This is a genomic window from Scytonema sp. HK-05, from assembly GCF_963872035.1.
Classification (GTDB): domain Bacteria; phylum Cyanobacteriota; class Cyanobacteriia; order Cyanobacteriales; family Nostocaceae; genus Kalymmatonema.
The window spans coordinates 12337-31350 of the sequence record NZ_CAWMYC010000157.1; the positions used below are offsets into that span (position 1 = coordinate 12337).

Here is a 19014-nt window from a genome sequence, read left to right on the forward strand (position 1 = left end):
GTTTGAGTTAACACAAGAAAGACAAGACTTAATGGGCGACTACTACGACAGCCTGGTTCTAAAAAAGCGACCTGGGTAAGTCGGTAAACTGCCCAAGCCAAAACTTTAACCATTGAAATTGTAAACCATGAACCTCAACGAATATCCAACCGCAATTGCAAAACTCCAAGCAGAAGTATTTGACCTTGACCAGTTAATTGACCAGACCTGCACTACCACCAAGCAGATTGAAGCGGAGATTGATAGTGCGATCGCATTTGACGCAGCACTCCGCAACGATGCACAGCGCAAAGCCAAACGGCAGCAGCTACTTGACGAACACCCCAACTACTGGGAACAGCAAGAAATCTTGAGCCAGTACCGCAGCAAGCGTGAGTCTTGCTTTATTCAACTTTGCCTGAGACGCAACGAATTTTCAGTTTTGAAGTTGGAGAAACGCGAGAGCATTGCACGCTTGGAACTGCAAGCCAATAGCTAATCCCACAGAACTAAACGCCCCGGCGAGTGCTGGGGCAACCAGAGGAGGAACTATGAAACTAGGAATGACAGCTATCAAAAAACAGCAAGTGGGCTCGCGCTGGGTCTGGCTGTGTGAGGAATCGCTGCCAGGGCAGGGCTGCCGAGAATGGGCAACTTATGTCTCGATTTCACCTGATGAAGTGGCAACCGAATATGGGCATTACTTTGTTAGGTACTCTAACGCCGTCGCTGACTTTGAAGCGCGGGTGAAGCAGTACAGCTAAGACGATGGGGGAAGGCAATTGCAAGCTTTCCCCCAGAACTACACAAGGACTATTCAAACATGACACCAGAACAAATTCACACCTGGCTACAAATCCAGCAGCGGCAAACGCTGGCACTTGAGAAAATGGCTGCTCTTGCAGAGAGGATGACGGCAGCGCTGGAACGGTTAGCCCCCAGGACAGCGCCTAATTACCAATACTCGTTGGAGTCATTTAAAACCTTTGACTGGTCAGCGATTGGGGCAACGGTGGAACGAAAAGACCAACACGGGGCGGCGATTGTTTCTTGGAACGGGCAGCAGTACATCAGGCGATCGCCCTCCAATAAGTTTGACCCAGCGATTTGGTTTTCTCGCTGCACCGGAAAAGCAGAGGACGGCTCAAACGCCTATGAGCGGCTGATAACGTTTAAACCAATAACGAATGCGGAAGTTGAGCCTGTGCCAGAGAAGGTTCGGGGATTGGCGCGGCTGGACTAGCGAGGCAAGTAGCTGGAGCGGCAACAGTAGAGGGAGTGGGTGACCACTCCTTTTTTCTGTTGCTTTGCCTGTTCCAGCTGCTTGGGCTGGCTCAGGGAACGCTTGACCAGCCGCGCCTCACTTTTTGGATCGTGCTCGCCACATCCTCCCCCGCCAAGCGCCAACAGCTTTTGGACGAACACTCCAATTATTGGGAACAGTAGGAAATTTTGAGCCAGTACCGCACCAAGCGCGAGTCTTTCTTTATTCAACTCTGCCTGAGACGCTGCGGAATTTTCAGTTCTGAAGTTGGAGAAGAGAGGCGAAGCCCGACAGGGCGGGCGGCTACGCCATCGCGGCTATTAGAACTACAAGCTAACAGCTAATCCCCTCACACATATAGAACTAAGCGCCCCGGCACCCGCTGGGGTTTTTTTGCCTGTGTCAGTGACACAGTTTACGGCTCGAACCTTAGAATCCTTGCAAAGAGAAACCTTGAAAAAGCATTACTTTTTGATACTTTTTGATACTTTTGAGATCGGAAACACGCCCCAACGCTCGTTAAGACAACGAGCCATCACTACTTTCCAGAAGTGTCCGATCTGCCGCTTTGTTTTAATTCTTAAGGTATTCTAGCCAGTTTTTACATTTTACAGCCAGACGGCATTAGTCGATTGAGTTGAGGTTAAACGATTTCTAGCCGACACAGATCAGTGAATGGCAAGTAACACTCAAACCACCGGAGATCCCCTAAAGCTGAGTCATCCAAATAAACCCGAACCAGGTTCCCTCGGATACTCCCAACCGTGCCAGTGCAGCCATTCCTCATGCTACCAGGCATGATTACTTGAACCCGGCAACCTTGGGTGATTGTTGGTTCCTCGACTTCATCATTAGTAGATTTCGACTCCACCGGCGGAACTTCGTTGCCATCAGCATCCACAGCATTTATTGGACTAGTGGACAAAAAAGTGGACTCTATTTGTCCAAAAGTGGACTCTAGTGGACTGATATTGGACTCCGAGTCCACCGCTGAATTTGGCTCAGTGTCTTCATTCTGAGTTTTTAGTGGACTGACAATCTCTCCTTGTCCACTAAAGTCCACTACTTCTTGAGGTGTTACCAAGTCTGATTTAGCAAAAGTCGTCGCGTCTTGAGGGTGTGGGGTCGAGTCCACTAAGTCCACTTTTTTATTATTTAAGTCACCTAATGTATTTGTGGTAAGTGTTTTAAGCTTTTCTACTTGAGTCCACTTTGAGTCCACTTTTAGTCCACTGGAGTCCACCGAGTCCACTTTTTTATTAGAATCACCCAAAACTCTAAACTCTAACCTAGTTGGTACGCCGCGAACTTCTCCCAACCCAAGATTGACCGCTTCCTGCATCCACCCCCTAACAATGTCCGGCTTAGGGCGAGACTTGCTGTTGTAACCGGATTGGATATCCTTAGCTTTGACCCATCCTTCCTGTCCAGCTAGTCGCAATCTCCGGGATAGTTCCATCATTTTGACAATGTGCGGTGCTGTTCCTTCGTCGAAAGCAGAGTAGAGTAAGCGAGTTTGCCCGATGAAGAAGTTCATGAGTGCTAGAGCCTCACGCATCCGCTCAACTGGAATTTCTGTGGACGGTGTGGACTTGCTTGTAGACAATTCGTGTAAGACGTGCAAATTTAAAGCTAGCCGTCCGGTGTACCCTTCTGCCTTGGAGTAAACTGCCCTCATTCCTGGGTTGGGGTGAGTAACCCTCATTTGCTCCAGTCGGTTGTAGTAAGGCTGGTAAACTTTAAATGCTTCTCGTGATAAGGTGTACTGCCGTGCTGGAGTGTTGTGCAGTTTGCGGTAAACTCCAGCAAGTAAGTCCACTATGTCCACTGCCGAGCCGTCATCATCTCGCAAGAATGATGCAGCCAAAGGTTGTTGCACGTAGAGGAATCGCGCCCATTGTCCGTCGGGGTCCTGACTGCCACGCATTACACTGCGGATTACTTCAGGCTGAATGGTTCCGAAGATGCTTAAATAAATTTGAGGAACATCCACTTTGACACCAGAAGAACGCAGAACGGTTTGACCCGTGCCATCGTAGTAGCTGAGTAAATCCTGTCGGTCACCCCCCCGCCCTTGACGGTATTTATCGGCAGAATTAAAGAAACTTGCTAGCTCATCCACCAGAGCAAACAACGCTTTACTTGGTGCATTTTGCGCCTGTGCCTTGATACCTTCCCCGGTAGCTTCAGTAAAATAAAAGATTGGTGCAGGTGTCGGTTCCTTTGGTGCTGGTTCAGTAAACTTTGTTCCCTTTGGAGTTTCTGACTTCCTCTGCTCCCAATCTTGTAGTTCTAACTGGTAATCCTCGTAATCCGCCGCGTAACTTTCCAGAGCTTCTTTCTTAAGAATTGCTAAGGGCTTGGATACAATCTGCCGAGTGATGGGACTTTTCTTCTGTCCACTTTCCGCAACCATTGCGCTAAAAATAGTAGGTGGAACAGAAAAGCCCTGTGTACGATGAATTACCAACTCTGTACCGACTTCATGTAAACTAGAGGTTGCCGTCAGCAATGCTAGTAATACAGTTTCTGGCTTGACGTTCAACCATTCACAATACAAGCTCAAAGGGTTAGCTAAAGTAGGTGGTAAGTAATCCGCCAACTTTAAGGACTGCTCACCCAACTTCAACAGCTTCTCTAGTTCTTCCCGGTCATCGGTTTTTGCATCGGTTTTTTGCAGGTCGGAGGCTAGAGCATTCCACAGCTTGTCCAGTTCCGGAGCCAACACGCTGGGATGCCTACGCCGTAAATCAATTTTTGCAGCTTCAACTTCAGAATCGGATAGCTGTTTGCTTAACAGCAATTCCTCAATTTCATTTTTGATAACGCTGACCGACGTCTGTTGTGCGAGAGCAGGGTGAGCAACTACGTTACCAGTAACTTGTTTTGAACTGCTAGCTGGTCTATTTGACGCTGGCATCTCAACCCCTACTTCATTTGCTAGTTCTTTAACCGCCTCTACAAACTCTTTGCCGCGTAACGCCCCGCTGCCACCTCTTAATCTGTGGCGATATTCCAAAACACCACCGCCAAGTTCACACGCTGGACAACGCCAAACGGGTGTGTTACCTTTCTTTTCACAATAAAAGGCAGTTCCTGACTGGCTATCATGCCAGGGGCAATTACCTTTGAGTCTGTCACCAGACGCTTGGAAGTCGTGACCGTGCCAGTTAAAGCTTTGCTCTAGTGATAGACGGGGATAAATTTCCTGATCCAGAAAATCACCAAGTTGGCTGTCTGTGGCGCTAGTTTTTGTTGCTTGCTCAGTTGGTTGGGTTTTTTGTGCCTTTGTTTTCTTTTGGACTGGGTAAATACCAATTTGTTCTGGACTGGTAACAACTGGAGGATATTCACTCCAGCGTACCCAGTAATATGGTTTACCAGTGACACCTACTGTAGGAGGTAGCAGCGTGTGTCCACCATTCTTTGTAAGCAATTCCCCGACATGATGGCTACCATCTGCCCTAAGACTAAATCCGCTGTTTGCCTTGAAGTTTTCTGGTTCTGTGTCGAATGCCACCAAGAAGCGATAACCACCGCTGGGAGTACGGAACATCGGAGCTTCCTGTGCCAACGGGTACTGCTGCTGCCATTCTTCTATAATGCGATCGCACTCGTCAGGACTTGCAAAATCTTTTTGGTCAAAGTCAATCCAACCGAGCCAGTGCTGACCATTCCATCCGCCTAATGTTCCAATGCCCGTTTTGGAATTGCAGAACCAGCTATCCAATATTTCTTTGATTGGCTGAGTCTGCTGCCACTGCTTCCAATCAAGCGATTGAAGATATCCTTTACTATCAAGAAAGCATGGTTGTTTGGGTTGCTTGCCCCGCTTGGCTGCTTCAATCGGGCATTCTGGAAGAGGTGGACGACCAAGCCGCAGTAACCAAGAGATTGTTTCGCGGACGTTGCGAGGAGGAGTAGAGTGAACTGATGCAACCATTAGCCCTCACCTCCTACTCTTGCCTGAATTTGGCTCAAAATCTCACGCTGGCGTGGAGAAAGTTTCGGCTGGTTTTTGATGCTGGTTAAAAACCCTCGCTCCCACTCGCTAATATGTGGCGATCCCAGCAGCTGTGCGATCGCGCAGTTAAGTTCTTCCCGTCGTTGCTTCGTTTCTGGCTTTGGCACCCAACCTCTAAAGCAATCACAGCCAGCACATCTGTAACAGCCATAGTGCGGAGAAGGAGGCTGCACCCGGATAAATTTTAAGCTAGAGCATCCACAAGACGGGCAACCGCTGGGAGTATTAGGAAATACTTCGTGTGCTAATGGACTGGATGATAAACTTTTTTTGTGATATAACGGGGTCATCTTTAGTTACCTCACTTTGGATTGAAGCAACCCAGCCAAGCCCCCGTTTGAATAAATTTAGAAACGACCAGAAATCAGCTAACTCTTGTTGGTAATATATATCTAGATTTTTTTGTGATATAACGGTTGATTTGGTCTTTCTTGACTGGACCGTAGCGTTGTTGAAGCAACGCGGGCGGTTAACGGGTGGGGTTTGACTGGATCGCCTTTTTTTTAGAATAAAGCCGCGAGGTACTCCTATAGTCAACTCGCGGCTTTTAAATTTTCCGCTTCCTCAAAAGAATCTAAATATTGGAGCAGAGCGCTCCGGACAACAGCACCCCTCGGACGCCCTTGCACTTGCGCCAACCGAATTAGACGCTGAAAGTCGCTACAACAAAGTTTAGTAGTTGCTTCAAGGCGAAGCGAAGTTGGTTTTGCTGTTTGGTTCGCCATAGTTCTCTGTAAAGTCAACTCAGATACGGTAGCAATCAAATCGGTGTCGATTCAGATGTCGTACCTAATAAGACAGCACCGAAGGGGTACAAGTCGGTATTCTAACCGCTCTTGACCAGCGTGGAAAGGGGAATTTCTCCTTTTGTAGTAAAAAAGTACTAATCGTCAAAGACTGTGTCAGTGACACAGCAAGCAAGTGTGTAATTGGCACAGCAACAAGCCCAAGTTGTTGAGAATAAACTAACTTGCAGCTTGTCCATTTTCGCCACCTCCTCTTTGTTGTCCAAAAAGATATTCAAGAATGCGCCGATTTTCAAGCTGAATGCCTTTTATAAGTTGCCTATCTTCGTGCGCTTCCTCACCCAGTCGTGTAATTGTTACCGCTATATCAGCAAAACTTGCTTCTAACTGTTCAGACAACCCATCAACTTTTGCCGTCAGCTGAGTAATAGCCGCTTGCATTTGCCTCTGCTGTTCGGTCAGTTGTGCGATCGCCGTTGTATTAGCTTGCTGCTGTTGAGTCAGTTGTGCGATCGCCGTTGTATTTACTTGCTGCTGTTCGGTCAGTTGAGCTAGAGCTGTTGTATTAGTCTGTTGCTGTTGAGCAGTTTGCAGCAGTATCGCTTCAATCCGGTCTAACCTGTTTTGTCCTCCGTCAGCCGTCATCCCTCACCCCTCCCATTACCCGACCGCCCCAGCAGGTATTCCCAAATCCGGCGAATTTCAGCTTGGAACACTTCGCGATCGCTCTCAGCATTTTGGATTGAATGCATCACAATATCACGCAAGCTATCAACCTCCTCTGTTAGCCCGTCAACTTTGGCTGTCAGTTGTGCGATCGCTGTTGTATTAGTTTGCTGCTGCTCAGTCAGTTGAGCGATCGCTGTTGTATTAGTTTGCTGCTGTTGAGCAGTTTGCAGCAGTATCGCTTCAATCTGGTCTAACCTGTTTTGTTGCCCGTCGTGAGTCATGCCGCCCCCTTGTCTTTCTTAGGTGCGGGTCGCTCATTCTCCTCTAGATAGTCCTCTATAAACTCTACTAAGACCTCATTCATACTTTTTCTATGCAAGGCGCAAGCAGATTTAAACCGCGCCCTCAAATCTTCCGACATATAAATTGATACCTTCACGTTTTTAACGTCATCTTCGGCAGACAATAGCGATATTCCCCTTTAGCTCCTTACCTCTATAGCTTGCCAACTTTGGGAACGATACGCTATAGCGGCATTACGTTAAAGAGGAAATTAATTATTGCCTACTTGCCGTTTTAGCGGCATAACGCTATCCTATCACCATAACCGCAAAAGACAACCACTGCTAGAGATGGCAACGCCTGCTATCTGCTAAATTTTCATGCACATATAAATCAGCAGTGGCTCAAAGAACGCAATTCTCAAACACTCAGGAGAAAATTTGAATGATTATAATCCCGCCGGCAAACGTCAGGACTGGCAAAATTGAGCAGCTCACACCATTGGGCTTTGATGGAGGCAATGGTTTCAGCAAACTCACCCACAGCGACGGAGTGATTGTGTCCCCTAGCTACTACCTGGAGTTACGCTGTGCCAGTGAAAGCCCAAACATCATCGAATACTTGGACGGGAGCCGCACCGACCTAAAAAGCAAAAGATGGGTGACGGGTGACGCTGCCTACCTCGAATCCCCGCTGGCATATCAGCGCGTCGTTGACGAGAAATTGGGCAAACTCGAACTGGGCTTACAAACTTTTCTCGGTTGCCTGCAACGACTTCCACACCAACCAGTTTGGAATATTGCCTTATCGCTCTCAATTCAGGATGCAGAAGTTTTAGGCGATCGCTTGAAAAAATCCTTCGATGGTTCCCATGTTGTAGAACTCAACGGACGGGAAACAACTGTAAACGTATCAGCCAGAGTATTTGAGGAAGGGCGAGGAACCATTGTCAACGCCCTAAAAACTGCTATCCTCAAGCCTCAAAGTCAAACCATCCTCATAGACCTTGGCTTTGGAACCACAATCACCGCTGTCTTTTCTGGTACGCAGTTGGTGAAACAATCGCGCACAATTCACCTTGGAGGAGTGAGGGAATTAGTGGAAGCTCTAGCACGCCACCCCAGCACAAGAGCAAATTTAGGTCAAGAAGGAGATAGAGCAGTTATCCGGCAAGGCATCGAAAACGGAACTTTTGATTACGGTTGTAGTGGTTGGAACTTCAGAGAAATTTACCACGAGCAATTGCCAGTGTGGGTGAGAACAGTACTAACGCCAGCACTCAAACCCGTTGCGCCCTGGCGTCCAAGATGCGAATCCATCATCGCTACTGGTGGCGGTTCTCTTCTACTTGGAATTAATCAGCTGCTAGCAAAACATGGAATTGCGACCCTGCCAGATGCTCAAGTGGCGAATAGTCACGGTTTATTTCTCATTGCTCAACATTCAGTTAAAGGAGGTATCTAATGATGCGAGTTAGTATTCGCCCGTACTTACACGATTGGGTCAACGAAGTCGGGCAACAGATGGGGTGTGAGGATGCCACAGAAGTTGTAAACCACCTACTACGAGAACACAAAAGACTCATAGCACAGCAGCCCACAACCACTACTTCCACTACTGCCAGCAACTCAAACCCTAACGACAGTTTGGTTAATGTCCTGAGTAACGAGTTTGGAGTGTGGCAATGATGAACTGCACCCCTTTATCGCAATTGATAAAACAGGCACAAGAAATACTGGATGCGATTGCCCAAAACGAAGATTACGCCCAGATGCAGAATGAAGATTTTCTAGTAGGGTTAGATTTTACACAAGCCGATTGCCTGCACTTTTTAACCCAACTATCCCAAGCGTATGAAGACTTCAGCTTGTTGGATAATCCAACGGCTTCCGAGATGGGATGCAGAATTCCATCCTTTGACGAACTCTTTACTGAACAACCGTTAAATAACCCGCTACAGGGAGAAATTAATGTTTGATATTGCAGATTTGACCATTGATGGGCAGTACCTGATCCAGGGTGAGCGTGGTGAGTGGCACTACTCAGGTACTACTGGAAGGAAATACAACTTTTGGCGCTGGGCAGAGGGACAAACCAAGCGCAGGGTGAGTCTTGCACTTTCTAAAATCCAGGTGCAGCGAAAAGTTTGGCAACAGGTGCAAGCACTGAATCTGGGTAGCTTGGAGGCGTTCAAAGGTGAATGACCGAAAGCTGATCAGCTGCGTCACCTTGTTGACCCAGGGCAAAGTTTTTCAAATTGATGGGACACTCTACCGCTACCTCTACGCATTCGGCAGCATCAAACACACCCAATACTTGTTTCGACCACTGCCAGCGCAGCGCAAAACGGCTGATTTGAGGCTGAATCGCGACAAGGTACTACGCAAAGTTTATGAGGTTCCGAGCCTGTATCGCCAACATCACGCCATAGTGACTGAGACAGCAATTCAACAAAGTTTGTTTTAGGAAGAATATGCCTTTTACCCAGTCTCAGCTTAATTTCATGATTTCCATCCAAAGCCAGGATGATTGGAGTCCTTTCTATTTTTTCAAGTTGGTCGCAGAGGGCAGTTTTGAGGGAGAGCAGTGCGAACACAAGGCGCTGATAGCTTATCTAACCCGCTGCTCACTCGAGCAAATCAGAGATTTGCAATTAGCGCTTGATTTATTCGGAAACTTGCCTTCTTAAAGCGATCGCCTGCCTGGAAAACGAGCGATCGCCTTGGGTGCATCTCCGCCAATGAAGAATACACAACATTAGGGATCATACGACAAATGAAACCAATCGGATTTTTTTGTAATCACACACCCGGAGACAGCGGATTGCTGGGCGATATGGAGGAAAGCTGGGGAAGCACTTTCGAGGCACTAAACAACTCCGAGCGCCTCTGGATGTTGTTCTCATTGATTGGAAATATCACTGCCGATGCCTCTCCTCATTACGACCCCAATGAAGTGAGGGAATACATTTTACCAGCAATTGAGCGTTTTGGAGAACTCAACTTTTCTGACCAACTGGGGTTAGCCCAAGCGTTAATTGAGCAAATTAAGTACGAAAGACATAGAACATAGGCATGGTGTATCAGAAGCAAATAGGGCTAGCGCTTGCAGGAATTGCTGTTTGTGCAGCCCCGGTGCTTCTGCCTCTAATCCCAAAGATTGGAACATACGCCCAATCTGAAAGATTGAAGGCAGAAGAAGAATTACAGCGTGCAACCATTGCTGAACGCGCCAAAACCTCAGAGGCACTGTACAACGCTGGCATTGCACCCAATGCAACTTCACTGCGAATTAGGCGTTACCTTGACAGCCCAAGAGAAGACCCCAAGCCAGACACGACGGGTTATGGTGCATCCGAGATTGTTTATGTCTACGACAGTGCTGGTGTTTGTATCGGAAAAATTGAGGGCAATCAGTGGCTTTGGAAGCATAAGTACAACAATATCTGCAAAGGAGATTCTAATTAATGACATTTACCTCTGGTGGGTCTAAGAGCAGTAATAGCGAAAGTTCTAGCACCAACAATGGGAAACAACCACCAAAGCGCTCAATCGGTCAAATCATTGATTTCCTTGCCAAATGGACTGTTTTAATTGTTGGTTTACCCATTAGGATTGCAGCTGCTATTGTGGCTCAGTTTGTAGCCAATGGCGGTGCAGGTCGGGCTGTGGTTGGTGGTTTACTTTTCATGCTGGGGAGTGCCATCAGCGCTGATTCCATCTGGCAAACAGTATTTAGACAGCGTTCCGTTTTCCCCTGGTTCGAGGTGGGGTGGTCATGGTTCAATGTTCCGGCAGCAGTGTTCAACCCGTTCTTCTACTTGGCATTCCTCGTCGCAGTAGGGCTGCAAGTAGTCGAAGCGTACGCCCTACGAGGCAAGAACCCAGATTCAGCACGGCGAGAACTGCAAGACCACATGGTCTATGACCTGGAATCTAAGCCAAGTGGCAAGATTGACCTGGTTGGTGAATTATGGCGAGATTATAAAGTTGCTGGGATGCGCGATCGCTCAACGGCTGGTTTAATTAGCCTAGCAATCTGGATGTTCGACCTGGTAACAACCTTTGCAGCACGCAACCCATTCGCCTATACCGAACCATTAACAATCCTCACTTGTATCATGTTTAACATTGCAACGATGCTTGCAGGTGAAATTGGCTTTGCTATTTGGCAACTAACCAAAGACTAAAAACTTAAAGCGCTCTAATGGAACGCAGTCCCAGAGCGCTTTTTGTAACTCTTGATAGGTTCTTATATGGTCAATCCTAACAACAACATCCCCAAGATCACAACCCGTCAAACTGAATACTTGCGTGACCAATACCCCAGTCTTTCACATCTTGAAGCTGGGAACGTTGCAATGTGGCTACAGGAACGAAAAGACCAGTTATTTGAGCAAGCACTCGCAGTGGAGGCAGAAGCGGATACTGCCCGTGTTTTGGGAATTGTTGCAGCTGGCGTTGGAACTGTTTGCTATGCCATAAACCCTTTTATGCTTGTTGGTGGCATGATTGGCGGTGCAGCCTGGTTGTGGACTGTGGTAGAACATTTTAACCGCACCAAGGAAATAGCCCCGCTGCCTTTTGTGCGTGGTAACTTCTTGGATGCTCTAGCCAGGGCGGGAGACTTTGACGCAAGGCAAGACCATCAAGTCAATCATTTAGGAGACACAATAAAGTTTCTGCCAAGGCATGACGCAATAGAGTACACTTTTTTGTTTACCAACTTTGAAACGGTTGATGAGTACTTAGTTCAAGTAGAGCCAGGTAAGCGGTTCTATGCCTATCGTTGGCTGTTGAGTTGGTTTGAGAAGTTCTCTGGGCGATCGCTACCCAACAGAGAGTCATTAAATGCTCACCTAGAAAACGTTGCCGTTGACAGCAGGGTTAAAGTTGATGAGGTCAGAGCAATTCAGCAAACCGTCGTCCCTACTTTTGTACAATTGCCACAAACTACCATTGTTGAATTACCAAAGCCCAATGTTGTAGAGCTGCCAAAACCTCAGATAACTGGCGCTCTTGATACCCCCAAGACCGAACCATCTGCCAGTGAAGACATTTTTACAACATTTCAGTCCTTCGCCTCCATGCCCTTAGACCAACGAGCCAAGGCGGTGATTGATGCTCTTATCTCATCCGGCTTCAGAATTGATGAAATGATGGGTTCACAGATAATTGCAATCGCAGGCACTCAACGAGGCGGAAAAGGCACTTTAGCAGCAATACTGGCTACTTTATCCAAAGCACTTGACCCAGGGCTGAATGTGCAATATTTCACGGCTGGGGTGGACGTTTACCCGTTTAGCTGCAATCTGACCAGCGCTCTCAAGTATTCGGGTAAAGATGCAGATACAGCCGATGGCTTTGTAGCGCGTGACCTGTTGATGTTCCTTAAAGGCTTGGACGGCTGTGAACCTTACACCCATAAGAACTTACTGCTCATTGTGGATGAGGCAATGCGGTTGCTATCACTGCTTGAGGAATCGCAACGACTCTGGGCAATTCAATTCCTGCTTTCACGATTCGCTAAGTGTGGCGGCACGCTCATCATAGTCCTACACGCTTCTAACCTCACTTCTGTGGTAGGCAAGGCGACGGCGGGACTAGCCGACACGTTCAAGGCTTCGGTCAACTTCATTGGTTGTGTGGCTAAATCCGTCAGTGCTGGCGGACTCCGTAAGATGAATGTTGCTAGTGGTGAGTACTTCAAGGCAAATCCTGAGAATTTTGGTAGCCCTATCAAAGGTGGTGAATTGGGCGCTGTACCCGAATGGTTGAAAACAGAATTGCATCCAGGTAACGGACAGCCTGACCCCGTAAGAACGCTGTTAACAATATTTCCAGAATTGTATTCGGAACCACCAGCACAGCCAAAGAACAAGGATAAGTTGAGCGAAACTATCCAAAAGCTTGAAGCTAGTTTCAGTATTGAAGTCGAAGAACCTGCAACCTCTAAGTTAGAAAATGATAATAGCCCAATTAATCAGCCATCAGAATTAACCAGCCACGAACAACAACTTCTCTCTTGGATTGTGACGCGCAAGACAACGGGGAAGGAATACGACTTAAACAGCGCTAACAAGAATTTGGACAAGATTACAAAGCCGGATGACTTCGATAGCAAGGCGGAGTATCTACGCTATCTAATGAGACAGTTAGCCAGCAAGAAGAAAGGTAAGCTAACCAACCCCAATCTGTTTGAACCAAATTAATTTTGAAATGCCTTCCGGTAAGGAGTGTGGTTTCCAGAATGCCACTAAAAGCCCACCCGGAAACCGGAATCCGGAAACCGGAGAAAACCCGGAAGCTAGTCCGGACTAGCCCGGAAGCATTTCCGGGTGTTCTTGTCAGCCAACCGGAAACCGGTTCTCTTCCGGGTTAACCCGGAAAGCCGAAATAGGTCTATAAAACGTTAATTCTTGTAAAGCAAAACCCTCGGCTCATCACCGGGGTTTTTTGTTACTGGGATTGCTCTGGTGCTGTAGCTGCGGTATAAAGTGCTTTTGCGTTTCAATCAGGTGTTGACGATTGCGAATGGTAGCTTCTGCAAACATAAGTAATTCGATAAAAGAAACGACAATCTTGAATAGCTAAGGTAACGTTTTATGACAAAAAAAGGGGTTTTGCGTAAAATGAAGCCCCAAAAACAGAGTAGATATAGACTTTTTTAGTTTGAAAAAAAGGAAAATATGCACTCCTACCTTATTAAAAAGAATTTAAAGAAAATAAGTCGTATGACTGCCATCGGCACTATCACGGCTTCTCTGTTATTTAACACCGTCCCCGTCCTCGGACAACTTGAGCCAGAGAATTCTGCAGAAGACAATGAAGCGATTACTCCTGATCAAGAGCAAGTAACGCCAACTCAAGAGGATAACACACCGTCCTACGAGCAAGGAGAGGACTCGCTGATACAGACGACCCAGTCCTCATGCGACGGCGAGGCTGTGGTTGGACGCTTTAGGAGGGTGGGGTCTGGAGCCTCATTCAGCTTCAACGGTCGCGAGGTCGAGCTGCAGAACGAGAGCCTGCTAGACACCTACAGTCGGGCTGAGATTAAGTCCGGATGGCGATCGGGTGACCAGGTCTGGGTGGACCGCAGCTACAAGCGGTACGATTTGACCGACAGCGGCATCAAGAGCAACGCCGACGCCGAGTCGCAAGGATGGAAGCAGTGCGGTCCGTTCTCCGGCAAGCGCACCCAGTCAGTGAACAACAGTGTACACGCGGCTCGAGCCTGTGCGCGGATCGACGGCGTCAGCAAGTGCGGGAAGTGGTACCTCGACTGATTTTCACGGGGGAGTGCCGCAAAATTTTAGAAACTCTACAGGTAACGTTGAAGTACGCTTATTGCAACCCTTTACATAGCGTTTTAGCGATCGCCCCAACTGCATAAGCCATCTTCACCTGCATTTAAGAATTATCAAGCGCAAGCCAAAAACCAATTTTGTTGCCCCTTCCATAAGGCAGGGGCATATTTTTGAGCAAGAAGGCGATTGCCTCCTTTACGGCTTAAGAAGTGCGCTTCAAAAGCGTACTACGACGGGGCAATGTACCTTCTATAAAGGAATAGTCGCACCTTGGGCAATACCGCTGCTGCCCAAGGTGCGGGTTCCATCACGACAAGCGGCACCACTACAGATTGAGCATGGTTGATTCTTCATTCGGTTTCCTTCTCCAACTGTTTGATAAATGCGTCAATTGCCTTCCCCGCTTGTGATTGTGAGCCAAGTTTCATTTTCTTCAAGACAAGCGATTGCGCGGAGCGCAGTGCCTGTAAAGGCAATCGCACTTCCTGATAGTTCTGATGTACTACAATTTGATTATCCTGATGCTGCCTGGTAGCCTTACACTCTTCTACCAGGCTTCTAGCTTTACCAGCAATCGCTGCTCAAACTCTGCTAGTTTTGTGTCTAGTTTTGTGTCTAGTGTTGCGTCTAGCTTTGTATCTAGTTTTGTGTCTAGCTTTATGTCTAGTGTTGCGTCTAGCTTTGTATCTAGTTTTGTGTCTAGTGTTGCGTCTAGCTCTTTCTTAACTGCCTCCACAATCGCCTCTACGTTAGGTATAGGAGTATCGGCGGTATGATTAGTCATTTCCCACCCCACCGCAGCTTTAAGAGCATTTATCACAAAGGCGTTGACGCTAGCGTTCTGTCTAGCAGCAGCATCCTTTACCGCTTCATATAAATCCTTATGCCCGTCCAGTCTGAGATTTAGCTGTATCCGTTCCCGCTCACTCATGGTATTTATCCACTAGTAACTTGTCTAGTGCAATACTAGCACTTTTCTCACTACTCACTAGACATAAACTAGACAAATATCAAGCGTGGAAAATCTCAGAAAAACTAGTTGTATACTAGACACATTACTAGACGCTTAATATTTATTAACTTTCACAAGCAATACCATCATTATCGAGATCAAACTTTGCTGCCCAAGGATTCTGGGCTACGCTGATGTTTCGTATACCTTGCGCCGCAAGAGCGCGCGCAAGCTGCGGCGCATTCTGGATGGGAGAACCCTCTTGTGGTTTTGGTGCTGGCTGGGTTGGGTTTTTAGCAGTGCGTCGAAAATCTCACGGCATCACAGGATTAACCTGTTGAGTGTAATTGTACTCCGCCTGTCACAGCGCATGATTGATGTAGTATTCTTGTCAAAGCTTAATGTCGCAAAATATAGGTAGCAATGCTCCACTCCTATGCCTGTCAAAACAATCTTGGTTCTGGCTGCAAATCCTGCAAGCACCTCTAGGCTACGGCTGGATGAGGAAGTGAGGGAAATTGATTATGCGCTCAAGCACCGCGAACAATTTCGGTTAGTACAAAAATGGGCAGTGCGCTCGCGTGACTTTTACCTAGCTATTCTAGAACATAAGCCTCAAATTGTTCACTTCTGTGGTCACGGCACCGGAGTTGATGGTATTGTTCTGGAAGATGAAACGGGACAACCAGCGCTCGTAGAAAAAGAAGCGCTGTCTAAGTTGTTTAAGTTATTTGCAGTCAAAGGCGTTGAGTGCGTTCTTCTCAATGCTTGCTACTCAGAAGAACAAGCCCAAGCCATCAGCCAATACATTAAATATGTGATTGGCATGAATCAAGCAATTGGGGATAAAGCTGCTATTGCCTTTGCTGTCGCCTTCTATGATGCACTCGGTGCAGGAGAAGAGGTGCAGTTTGCCTATAATTTGGGTTGTGCTGTGCTTGTCGGGTTAAAACAAGACCAAACTCCAGTTCTAAAAGTTACATCCATCCATCCATCTGATATTCAATTTGTCGCAGGTGATATTCCCCCCAACCCTTACCAGGGCTTGTCTGCTTTTGGTGAGAAAGATGCAGCATTCTTTTTTGGACGAGAGAAATCTACGGATGCGTTGTTTCAAATGACTCACCAACAACCACTAGTTGCAGTCATCGGTGCAAGTGGAAGTGGGAAATCATCTGTTGTGTTTGCTGGGTTAATTCCAAGATTGCGTTCAGAAGGGATTTGGTTGATTTCATCATTTCGTCCTAAAAGTCAACCCTTTGATGAACTTGCCCTTACCTTAGTGCGTCAATTGGAACCTAATCTTGATAATGTGGAGAAAGTTATCAAAATTGGTAAACTCGCAGAAAGTTTAAAGAAAGGTGAAGTTAAATTACATCAAGTTGCATCCCAGATTTTAGAAAATCAACCACAAAAACGCTTTTTATTAGTTGTAGACCAATTTGAAGAACTTTACACCCAATGCCAAGACAAGGAAGAACAACAGCGCTTCATTGATACGTTACTCTTAGCTATTAACCAAAAAAACATAACACTAGTTTTTACATTACGAGCCGATTTCTACGGTTACGTCCTCTCTTATCGCCCATTTGGTGAAGCATTAGAGAAATTTGGACACAAGCCACTAACTTTAATGAGTCGAGAAGAATTACAAACAGCCATTGAACAACCTGCTCAAAAGTTAAGCGTACAACTACAGACACATCTAGCAGAAAGAATACTAGATGATGTGGGTCAAGAACCCGGTAATTTACCATTATTAGAATTTGCTTTAACTCAATTATGGTCAAAGCAGAACAATTCTGAATTGACGCATAAAGCTTATGATGAAATAGGCGGCGTCAAACAAGCACTCATCAAACACAGCGAACAAGTTTATCTCAAACTCAATGACTCACAAAAACAGCAAGCACAGCGTATTTTTCTTTCTTTAGTGCGCTTAGGTGAAGGAACAGAAGACACCCGACGAGTAGCAACCCGTGAGGAAATTGGTCATCAGAATTGGGACTTAGTGATTGATTTAGCAGGTTCTTCAACACGATTGGTCGTAACAGGACGCAACGATAAATCAGGAGAAGAAACAGTAGAGGTCGTTCATGAAGCACTGATACGGGAATGGGCAAGGTTGCGTCAATGGGTAAATGAAAATAGAGAACGATTGATACAGAAACGTAAAATTGAAGCAGCAGCAGTTGAGTGGAGAAATAAGGGGAAGTCGAAAGACGACTTGTTGCTGGGGAAACAGTTAAATGAAGCTAAAGCATTTCAAAAAGAACAAAATATAAGTTTAGCGCTATCAGATTTGGCTGGTGAATTTATTGTAAAAAGTATCAAATACAGACGGAGTAGTCGTTTAAAGTTCGTTGGGTTTGTTTTTATTCCTATCGTTGCTTTAGCAGTATTTTTAGGGTTTACTGCCCAAAGACAGATGGAAATTGACAGATATTGGAAAACTGTTGAGAATGCAAAGGAACAAAAAGATAGTCGTGCAAGAATCGCAGCACTTCAAGAACTGGTTAAGCTAGGTGTTTCTTTAAATAATATCCAACTTGCAAGTTTCAACCTCGAACGTGCCAACCTCCAAAGTGCCAACCTCCAAGGTGCCAACCTCCAACGTGCCGACCTCCAAGGTGCCGACCTCCAAGGTGCCGACCTCCAAGATGCCAACCTCCTAGGTGCCAACCTCCAAGATGCCTACCTCCAAGATGCCAACCTCTACGGTGCCGACCTCCAATATGCCAACCTCCAAGGTGCCTACCTCCAACGTGCCAACCTCGAACGTGCCTACCTCCAACGTGCCAACCTCCAAGGTGCCATCCTCCAACGTGCCGACCTCCAAGATGCCAACCTCCTAGGTGCCATCCTCCAATATGCCAACCTCCAAAGTGCCAACCTCCAAAGTGCCATCCTCCAAAGTGCCGACCTCCAAAGTGCCTACCTCCAAGGTGCCAACCTCCAAGGTGCCTACCTCCGAAGTGCCAGCCTCCAAACTGCCGACCTCCAAAGTGCCGACCTCCAAAGTGCCGACCTCCAAGATGCCAACCTCCAAGGTGCCGACCTCCAAGGTGCCAAGCTCCAAGATGCCAACCTCCTAGGTGCCAAGCTCCAAGATGCCGACCTCAAAGGTGCCAAGCTTGGGTGTGTAAAGCGATATGAAAACGAAATCGTATGCACTAACCTCCGTAATATTAAAAACCTAACACCAGAGCAAGTGAAACAAGCCGACAATTGGGAACAAGCAACTTACGACCCAGAATTCCGTAAAAAGCTGGGACTACCAAACAGCAAGTAGGACTAAATATAGCCTTTTGGACACCAGAGTCAAAGTAGCGATGAAACACATCTTGATTCGGAGGAGCTGCCCCTTGCGGTTCGCTAGCATATCCCTGCCAAATCTTCAATACCCTTAGGTAGAGTATTTCACATGAATCGCATTGGATTAATGCGCGTGTATCTCCGATAATTAACGTTCCTCAAAATTAATTCAGCCCACTAATCGCCCCAATCCAGCAAGTTTGCTTTCTAGAACTGCTACACGATTTTCAAGAGAAGCTAGAGCTCCCGACACTGCACCAGGGCTAACCTCACCCAAGTACTGCGCCACAGCCTCACGTACAACATCAGATTCTTTTCGTCCACTGGCAGCTGCTATTTGCTTAATTTGCTCGTGCCAATGCTGAGGAACCCGACAACCGACCATTGGTGATTCTGCCATCACTGCCCACCCTGCTATCAACCACACATTAAGGATAGTGGATTATAGCTGTAATCGGTGATATCAGCGCTATC

22 protein-coding genes are annotated in these 19014 nt (G+C 46.9%); 14 read left to right on the top strand and 8 right to left on the bottom strand.

Annotated features, from left to right (window positions below; translation table 11 throughout):
- The first annotated feature begins 127 nt into the window (after positions 1 to 127).
- Genes AACT52_RS36265 through AACT52_RS36275 form a run of 3 tightly spaced genes read left to right on the top strand, consistent with a single transcriptional unit; the run spans position 128 to position 1222 of the window.
- Positions 128 to 478 carry a hypothetical protein gene (locus AACT52_RS36265; protein ID WP_073635250.1) on the top strand — a complete coding sequence of 117 codons (351 nt, stop codon included), beginning with the start codon at positions 128 to 130 and terminating at the stop codon, positions 476 to 478.
- A gap of 52 nt (positions 479 to 530) precedes the next feature.
- Positions 531 to 743 (top strand): hypothetical protein, encoded by a 213-nt coding sequence (locus AACT52_RS36270; RefSeq protein ID WP_073635251.1) that lies wholly within the window; start codon positions 531 to 533, stop codon positions 741 to 743.
- A 59-nt stretch (positions 744 to 802) separates the two neighbouring features.
- Complete coding sequence (locus AACT52_RS36275) at positions 803 to 1222, top strand: single-stranded DNA-binding protein (protein ID WP_073635252.1); 420 nt, start codon at positions 803 to 805, stop codon at positions 1220 to 1222.
- Between the two features lie 664 nt (positions 1223 to 1886).
- Here the strand turns inward: AACT52_RS36275 and AACT52_RS36280 are convergent.
- The 6 genes from AACT52_RS36280 to AACT52_RS41645 form a co-directional block, all read right to left on the bottom strand.
- Positions 1887 to 5186: a DUF3987 domain-containing protein gene (locus AACT52_RS36280; RefSeq protein ID WP_073635254.1), complete on the bottom strand. Its 3300-nt coding sequence runs from the start codon at positions 5184 to 5186 to the stop codon at positions 1887 to 1889.
- Positions 5186 to 5557, bottom strand: coding sequence for a hypothetical protein (locus AACT52_RS36285; RefSeq protein ID WP_143172958.1), 372 nt, complete (start codon positions 5555 to 5557; stop codon positions 5186 to 5188). Before AACT52_RS36285 ends, AACT52_RS36280 begins: the two co-directional genes overlap by 1 nt.
- 243 nt (positions 5558 to 5800) lie before the next feature.
- Positions 5801 to 5992, bottom strand: a complete 192-nt coding sequence (locus AACT52_RS36290) for a hypothetical protein (protein ID WP_073635256.1) — start codon at positions 5990 to 5992, stop codon at positions 5801 to 5803.
- 240 nt (positions 5993 to 6232) lie between these two features.
- Positions 6233 to 6658: a hypothetical protein gene (locus AACT52_RS36295; protein WP_073635257.1), complete on the bottom strand. Its 426-nt coding sequence runs from the start codon at positions 6656 to 6658 to the stop codon at positions 6233 to 6235.
- Complete coding sequence (locus AACT52_RS36300; protein ID WP_073635258.1) at positions 6655 to 6963, bottom strand: hypothetical protein; 309 nt, start codon at positions 6961 to 6963, stop codon at positions 6655 to 6657. The genes AACT52_RS36295 and AACT52_RS36300 overlap by 4 nt, the downstream gene beginning before the upstream one ends.
- Positions 6960 to 7121 carry a plasmid partition protein ParG gene (locus AACT52_RS41645; protein ID WP_414589956.1) on the bottom strand — a complete coding sequence of 54 codons (162 nt, stop codon included), beginning with the start codon at positions 7119 to 7121 and terminating at the stop codon, positions 6960 to 6962. Before AACT52_RS41645 ends, AACT52_RS36300 begins: the two co-directional genes overlap by 4 nt.
- A 287-nt stretch (positions 7122 to 7408) precedes the next feature.
- Between AACT52_RS41645 and AACT52_RS36305 the strand changes: the two genes are divergently transcribed.
- The 10 genes from AACT52_RS36305 to AACT52_RS36355 all read left to right on the top strand — a co-directional run bounded on the left by AACT52_RS36305 (position 7409) and on the right by AACT52_RS36355 (position 14252).
- A complete protein-coding gene (locus AACT52_RS36305) occupies positions 7409 to 8428 on the top strand; it encodes a ParM/StbA family protein (RefSeq protein ID WP_073635260.1) in 1020 nt (339 codons plus the stop codon).
- Positions 8428 to 8652, top strand: coding sequence for a hypothetical protein (locus tag AACT52_RS36310; protein ID WP_073635261.1), 225 nt, complete (start codon positions 8428 to 8430; stop codon positions 8650 to 8652). The genes AACT52_RS36305 and AACT52_RS36310 overlap by 1 nt, the downstream gene beginning before the upstream one ends.
- Positions 8649 to 8942: a hypothetical protein gene (locus AACT52_RS36315; protein ID WP_073635262.1), complete on the top strand. Its 294-nt coding sequence runs from the start codon at positions 8649 to 8651 to the stop codon at positions 8940 to 8942. Before AACT52_RS36310 ends, AACT52_RS36315 begins: the two co-directional genes overlap by 4 nt.
- A complete protein-coding gene (locus tag AACT52_RS36320) occupies positions 8935 to 9168 on the top strand; it encodes a hypothetical protein (RefSeq protein ID WP_073635263.1) in 234 nt (77 codons plus the stop codon). Before AACT52_RS36315 ends, AACT52_RS36320 begins: the two co-directional genes overlap by 8 nt.
- On the top strand, positions 9161 to 9430 hold the full coding sequence (locus AACT52_RS36325) for a hypothetical protein (RefSeq protein WP_073635264.1): 270 nt from the start codon (positions 9161 to 9163) through the stop codon (positions 9428 to 9430). Before AACT52_RS36320 ends, AACT52_RS36325 begins: the two co-directional genes overlap by 8 nt.
- 309 nt (positions 9431 to 9739) lie before the next feature.
- The gene (locus AACT52_RS36335; RefSeq protein ID WP_073635266.1) at positions 9740 to 10036 is read left to right on the top strand and encodes a hypothetical protein; all 297 of its coding nucleotides are present in this window, start codon (positions 9740 to 9742) and stop codon (positions 10034 to 10036) included.
- Positions 10037 to 10038: 2 nt separating this feature from the next.
- Entirely contained in the window at positions 10039 to 10431 is a 393-nt protein-coding gene (locus AACT52_RS36340) for a hypothetical protein (protein ID WP_073635267.1), read from the top strand.
- On the top strand, positions 10431 to 11153 hold the full coding sequence (locus tag AACT52_RS36345; RefSeq protein ID WP_073635268.1) for a hypothetical protein: 723 nt from the start codon (positions 10431 to 10433) through the stop codon (positions 11151 to 11153). Before AACT52_RS36340 ends, AACT52_RS36345 begins: the two co-directional genes overlap by 1 nt.
- Before the next feature lie 66 nt (positions 11154 to 11219).
- Entirely contained in the window at positions 11220 to 13175 is a 1956-nt protein-coding gene (locus AACT52_RS36350; RefSeq protein ID WP_198941062.1) for a hypothetical protein, read from the top strand.
- 522 nt (positions 13176 to 13697) lie between these two features.
- Entirely contained in the window at positions 13698 to 14252 is a 555-nt protein-coding gene (locus AACT52_RS36355; RefSeq protein ID WP_143172959.1) for a hypothetical protein, read from the top strand.
- A gap of 568 nt (positions 14253 to 14820) precedes the next feature.
- On the opposite strand, the gene AACT52_RS36360 is transcribed toward AACT52_RS36355, so the two are convergent.
- Positions 14821 to 15204 carry a hypothetical protein gene (locus AACT52_RS36360; RefSeq protein WP_073635270.1) on the bottom strand — a complete coding sequence of 128 codons (384 nt, stop codon included), beginning with the start codon at positions 15202 to 15204 and terminating at the stop codon, positions 14821 to 14823.
- 457 nt (positions 15205 to 15661) lie between these two features.
- Here AACT52_RS36360 and AACT52_RS36365 point away from each other — a divergent pair, with 457 nt between their 5' ends.
- Positions 15662 to 18517: an nSTAND1 domain-containing NTPase gene (locus tag AACT52_RS36365; RefSeq protein WP_073635271.1), complete on the top strand. Its 2856-nt coding sequence runs from the start codon at positions 15662 to 15664 to the stop codon at positions 18515 to 18517.
- A gap of 192 nt (positions 18518 to 18709) precedes the next feature.
- On the opposite strand, the gene AACT52_RS36370 is transcribed toward AACT52_RS36365, so the two are convergent.
- Positions 18710 to 18940, bottom strand: a complete 231-nt coding sequence (locus AACT52_RS36370; protein WP_073635272.1) for a hypothetical protein — start codon at positions 18938 to 18940, stop codon at positions 18710 to 18712.
- Positions 18941 to 19014: the final 74 nt, after the last annotated feature.

What these genes read in the sequence shown, in the direction of transcription:
- AACT52_RS36285 (WP_143172958.1), bottom strand. Translation starts at nt 5,557, where the DNA reads ATGACCCCGTTATATCACAAAAAAAGTTTATCATCCAGTCCATTAGCA.
- AACT52_RS36315 (WP_073635262.1), top strand. Translation starts at nt 8,649, where the DNA reads ATGATGAACTGCACCCCTTTATCGCAATTGATAAAACAGGCACAAGAA.
- AACT52_RS36370 (WP_073635272.1), bottom strand. Translation starts at nt 18,940, where the DNA reads ATGGCAGAATCACCAATGGTCGGTTGTCGGGTTCCTCAGCATTGGCAC.
- AACT52_RS36340 (WP_073635267.1), top strand. Translation starts at nt 10,039, where the DNA reads ATGGTGTATCAGAAGCAAATAGGGCTAGCGCTTGCAGGAATTGCTGTT.
- AACT52_RS36365 (WP_073635271.1), top strand. Translation starts at nt 15,662, where the DNA reads ATGCCTGTCAAAACAATCTTGGTTCTGGCTGCAAATCCTGCAAGCACC.
- AACT52_RS36355 (WP_143172959.1), top strand. Translation starts at nt 13,698, where the DNA reads ATGACTGCCATCGGCACTATCACGGCTTCTCTGTTATTTAACACCGTC.
- AACT52_RS36290 (WP_073635256.1), bottom strand. Translation starts at nt 5,992, where the DNA reads ATGGCGAACCAAACAGCAAAACCAACTTCGCTTCGCCTTGAAGCAACT.
- AACT52_RS36265 (WP_073635250.1), top strand. Translation starts at nt 128, where the DNA reads ATGAACCTCAACGAATATCCAACCGCAATTGCAAAACTCCAAGCAGAA.
- AACT52_RS36345 (WP_073635268.1), top strand. Translation starts at nt 10,431, where the DNA reads ATGACATTTACCTCTGGTGGGTCTAAGAGCAGTAATAGCGAAAGTTCT.
- AACT52_RS36360 (WP_073635270.1), bottom strand. Translation starts at nt 15,204, where the DNA reads ATGAGTGAGCGGGAACGGATACAGCTAAATCTCAGACTGGACGGGCAT.
- AACT52_RS36310 (WP_073635261.1), top strand. Translation starts at nt 8,428, where the DNA reads ATGATGCGAGTTAGTATTCGCCCGTACTTACACGATTGGGTCAACGAA.
- AACT52_RS36295 (WP_073635257.1), bottom strand. Translation starts at nt 6,658, where the DNA reads ATGACGGCTGACGGAGGACAAAACAGGTTAGACCGGATTGAAGCGATA.
- AACT52_RS36275 (WP_073635252.1), top strand. Translation starts at nt 803, where the DNA reads ATGACACCAGAACAAATTCACACCTGGCTACAAATCCAGCAGCGGCAA.
- AACT52_RS36270 (WP_073635251.1), top strand. Translation starts at nt 531, where the DNA reads ATGAAACTAGGAATGACAGCTATCAAAAAACAGCAAGTGGGCTCGCGC.
- AACT52_RS36280 (WP_073635254.1), bottom strand. Translation starts at nt 5,186, where the DNA reads ATGGTTGCATCAGTTCACTCTACTCCTCCTCGCAACGTCCGCGAAACA.
- AACT52_RS36320 (WP_073635263.1), top strand. Translation starts at nt 8,935, where the DNA reads ATGTTTGATATTGCAGATTTGACCATTGATGGGCAGTACCTGATCCAG.
- AACT52_RS36305 (WP_073635260.1), top strand. Translation starts at nt 7,409, where the DNA reads ATGATTATAATCCCGCCGGCAAACGTCAGGACTGGCAAAATTGAGCAG.
- AACT52_RS36335 (WP_073635266.1), top strand. Translation starts at nt 9,740, where the DNA reads ATGAAACCAATCGGATTTTTTTGTAATCACACACCCGGAGACAGCGGA.
- AACT52_RS36300 (WP_073635258.1), bottom strand. Translation starts at nt 6,963, where the DNA reads ATGACTCACGACGGGCAACAAAACAGGTTAGACCAGATTGAAGCGATA.
- AACT52_RS36350 (WP_198941062.1), top strand. Translation starts at nt 11,220, where the DNA reads ATGGTCAATCCTAACAACAACATCCCCAAGATCACAACCCGTCAAACT.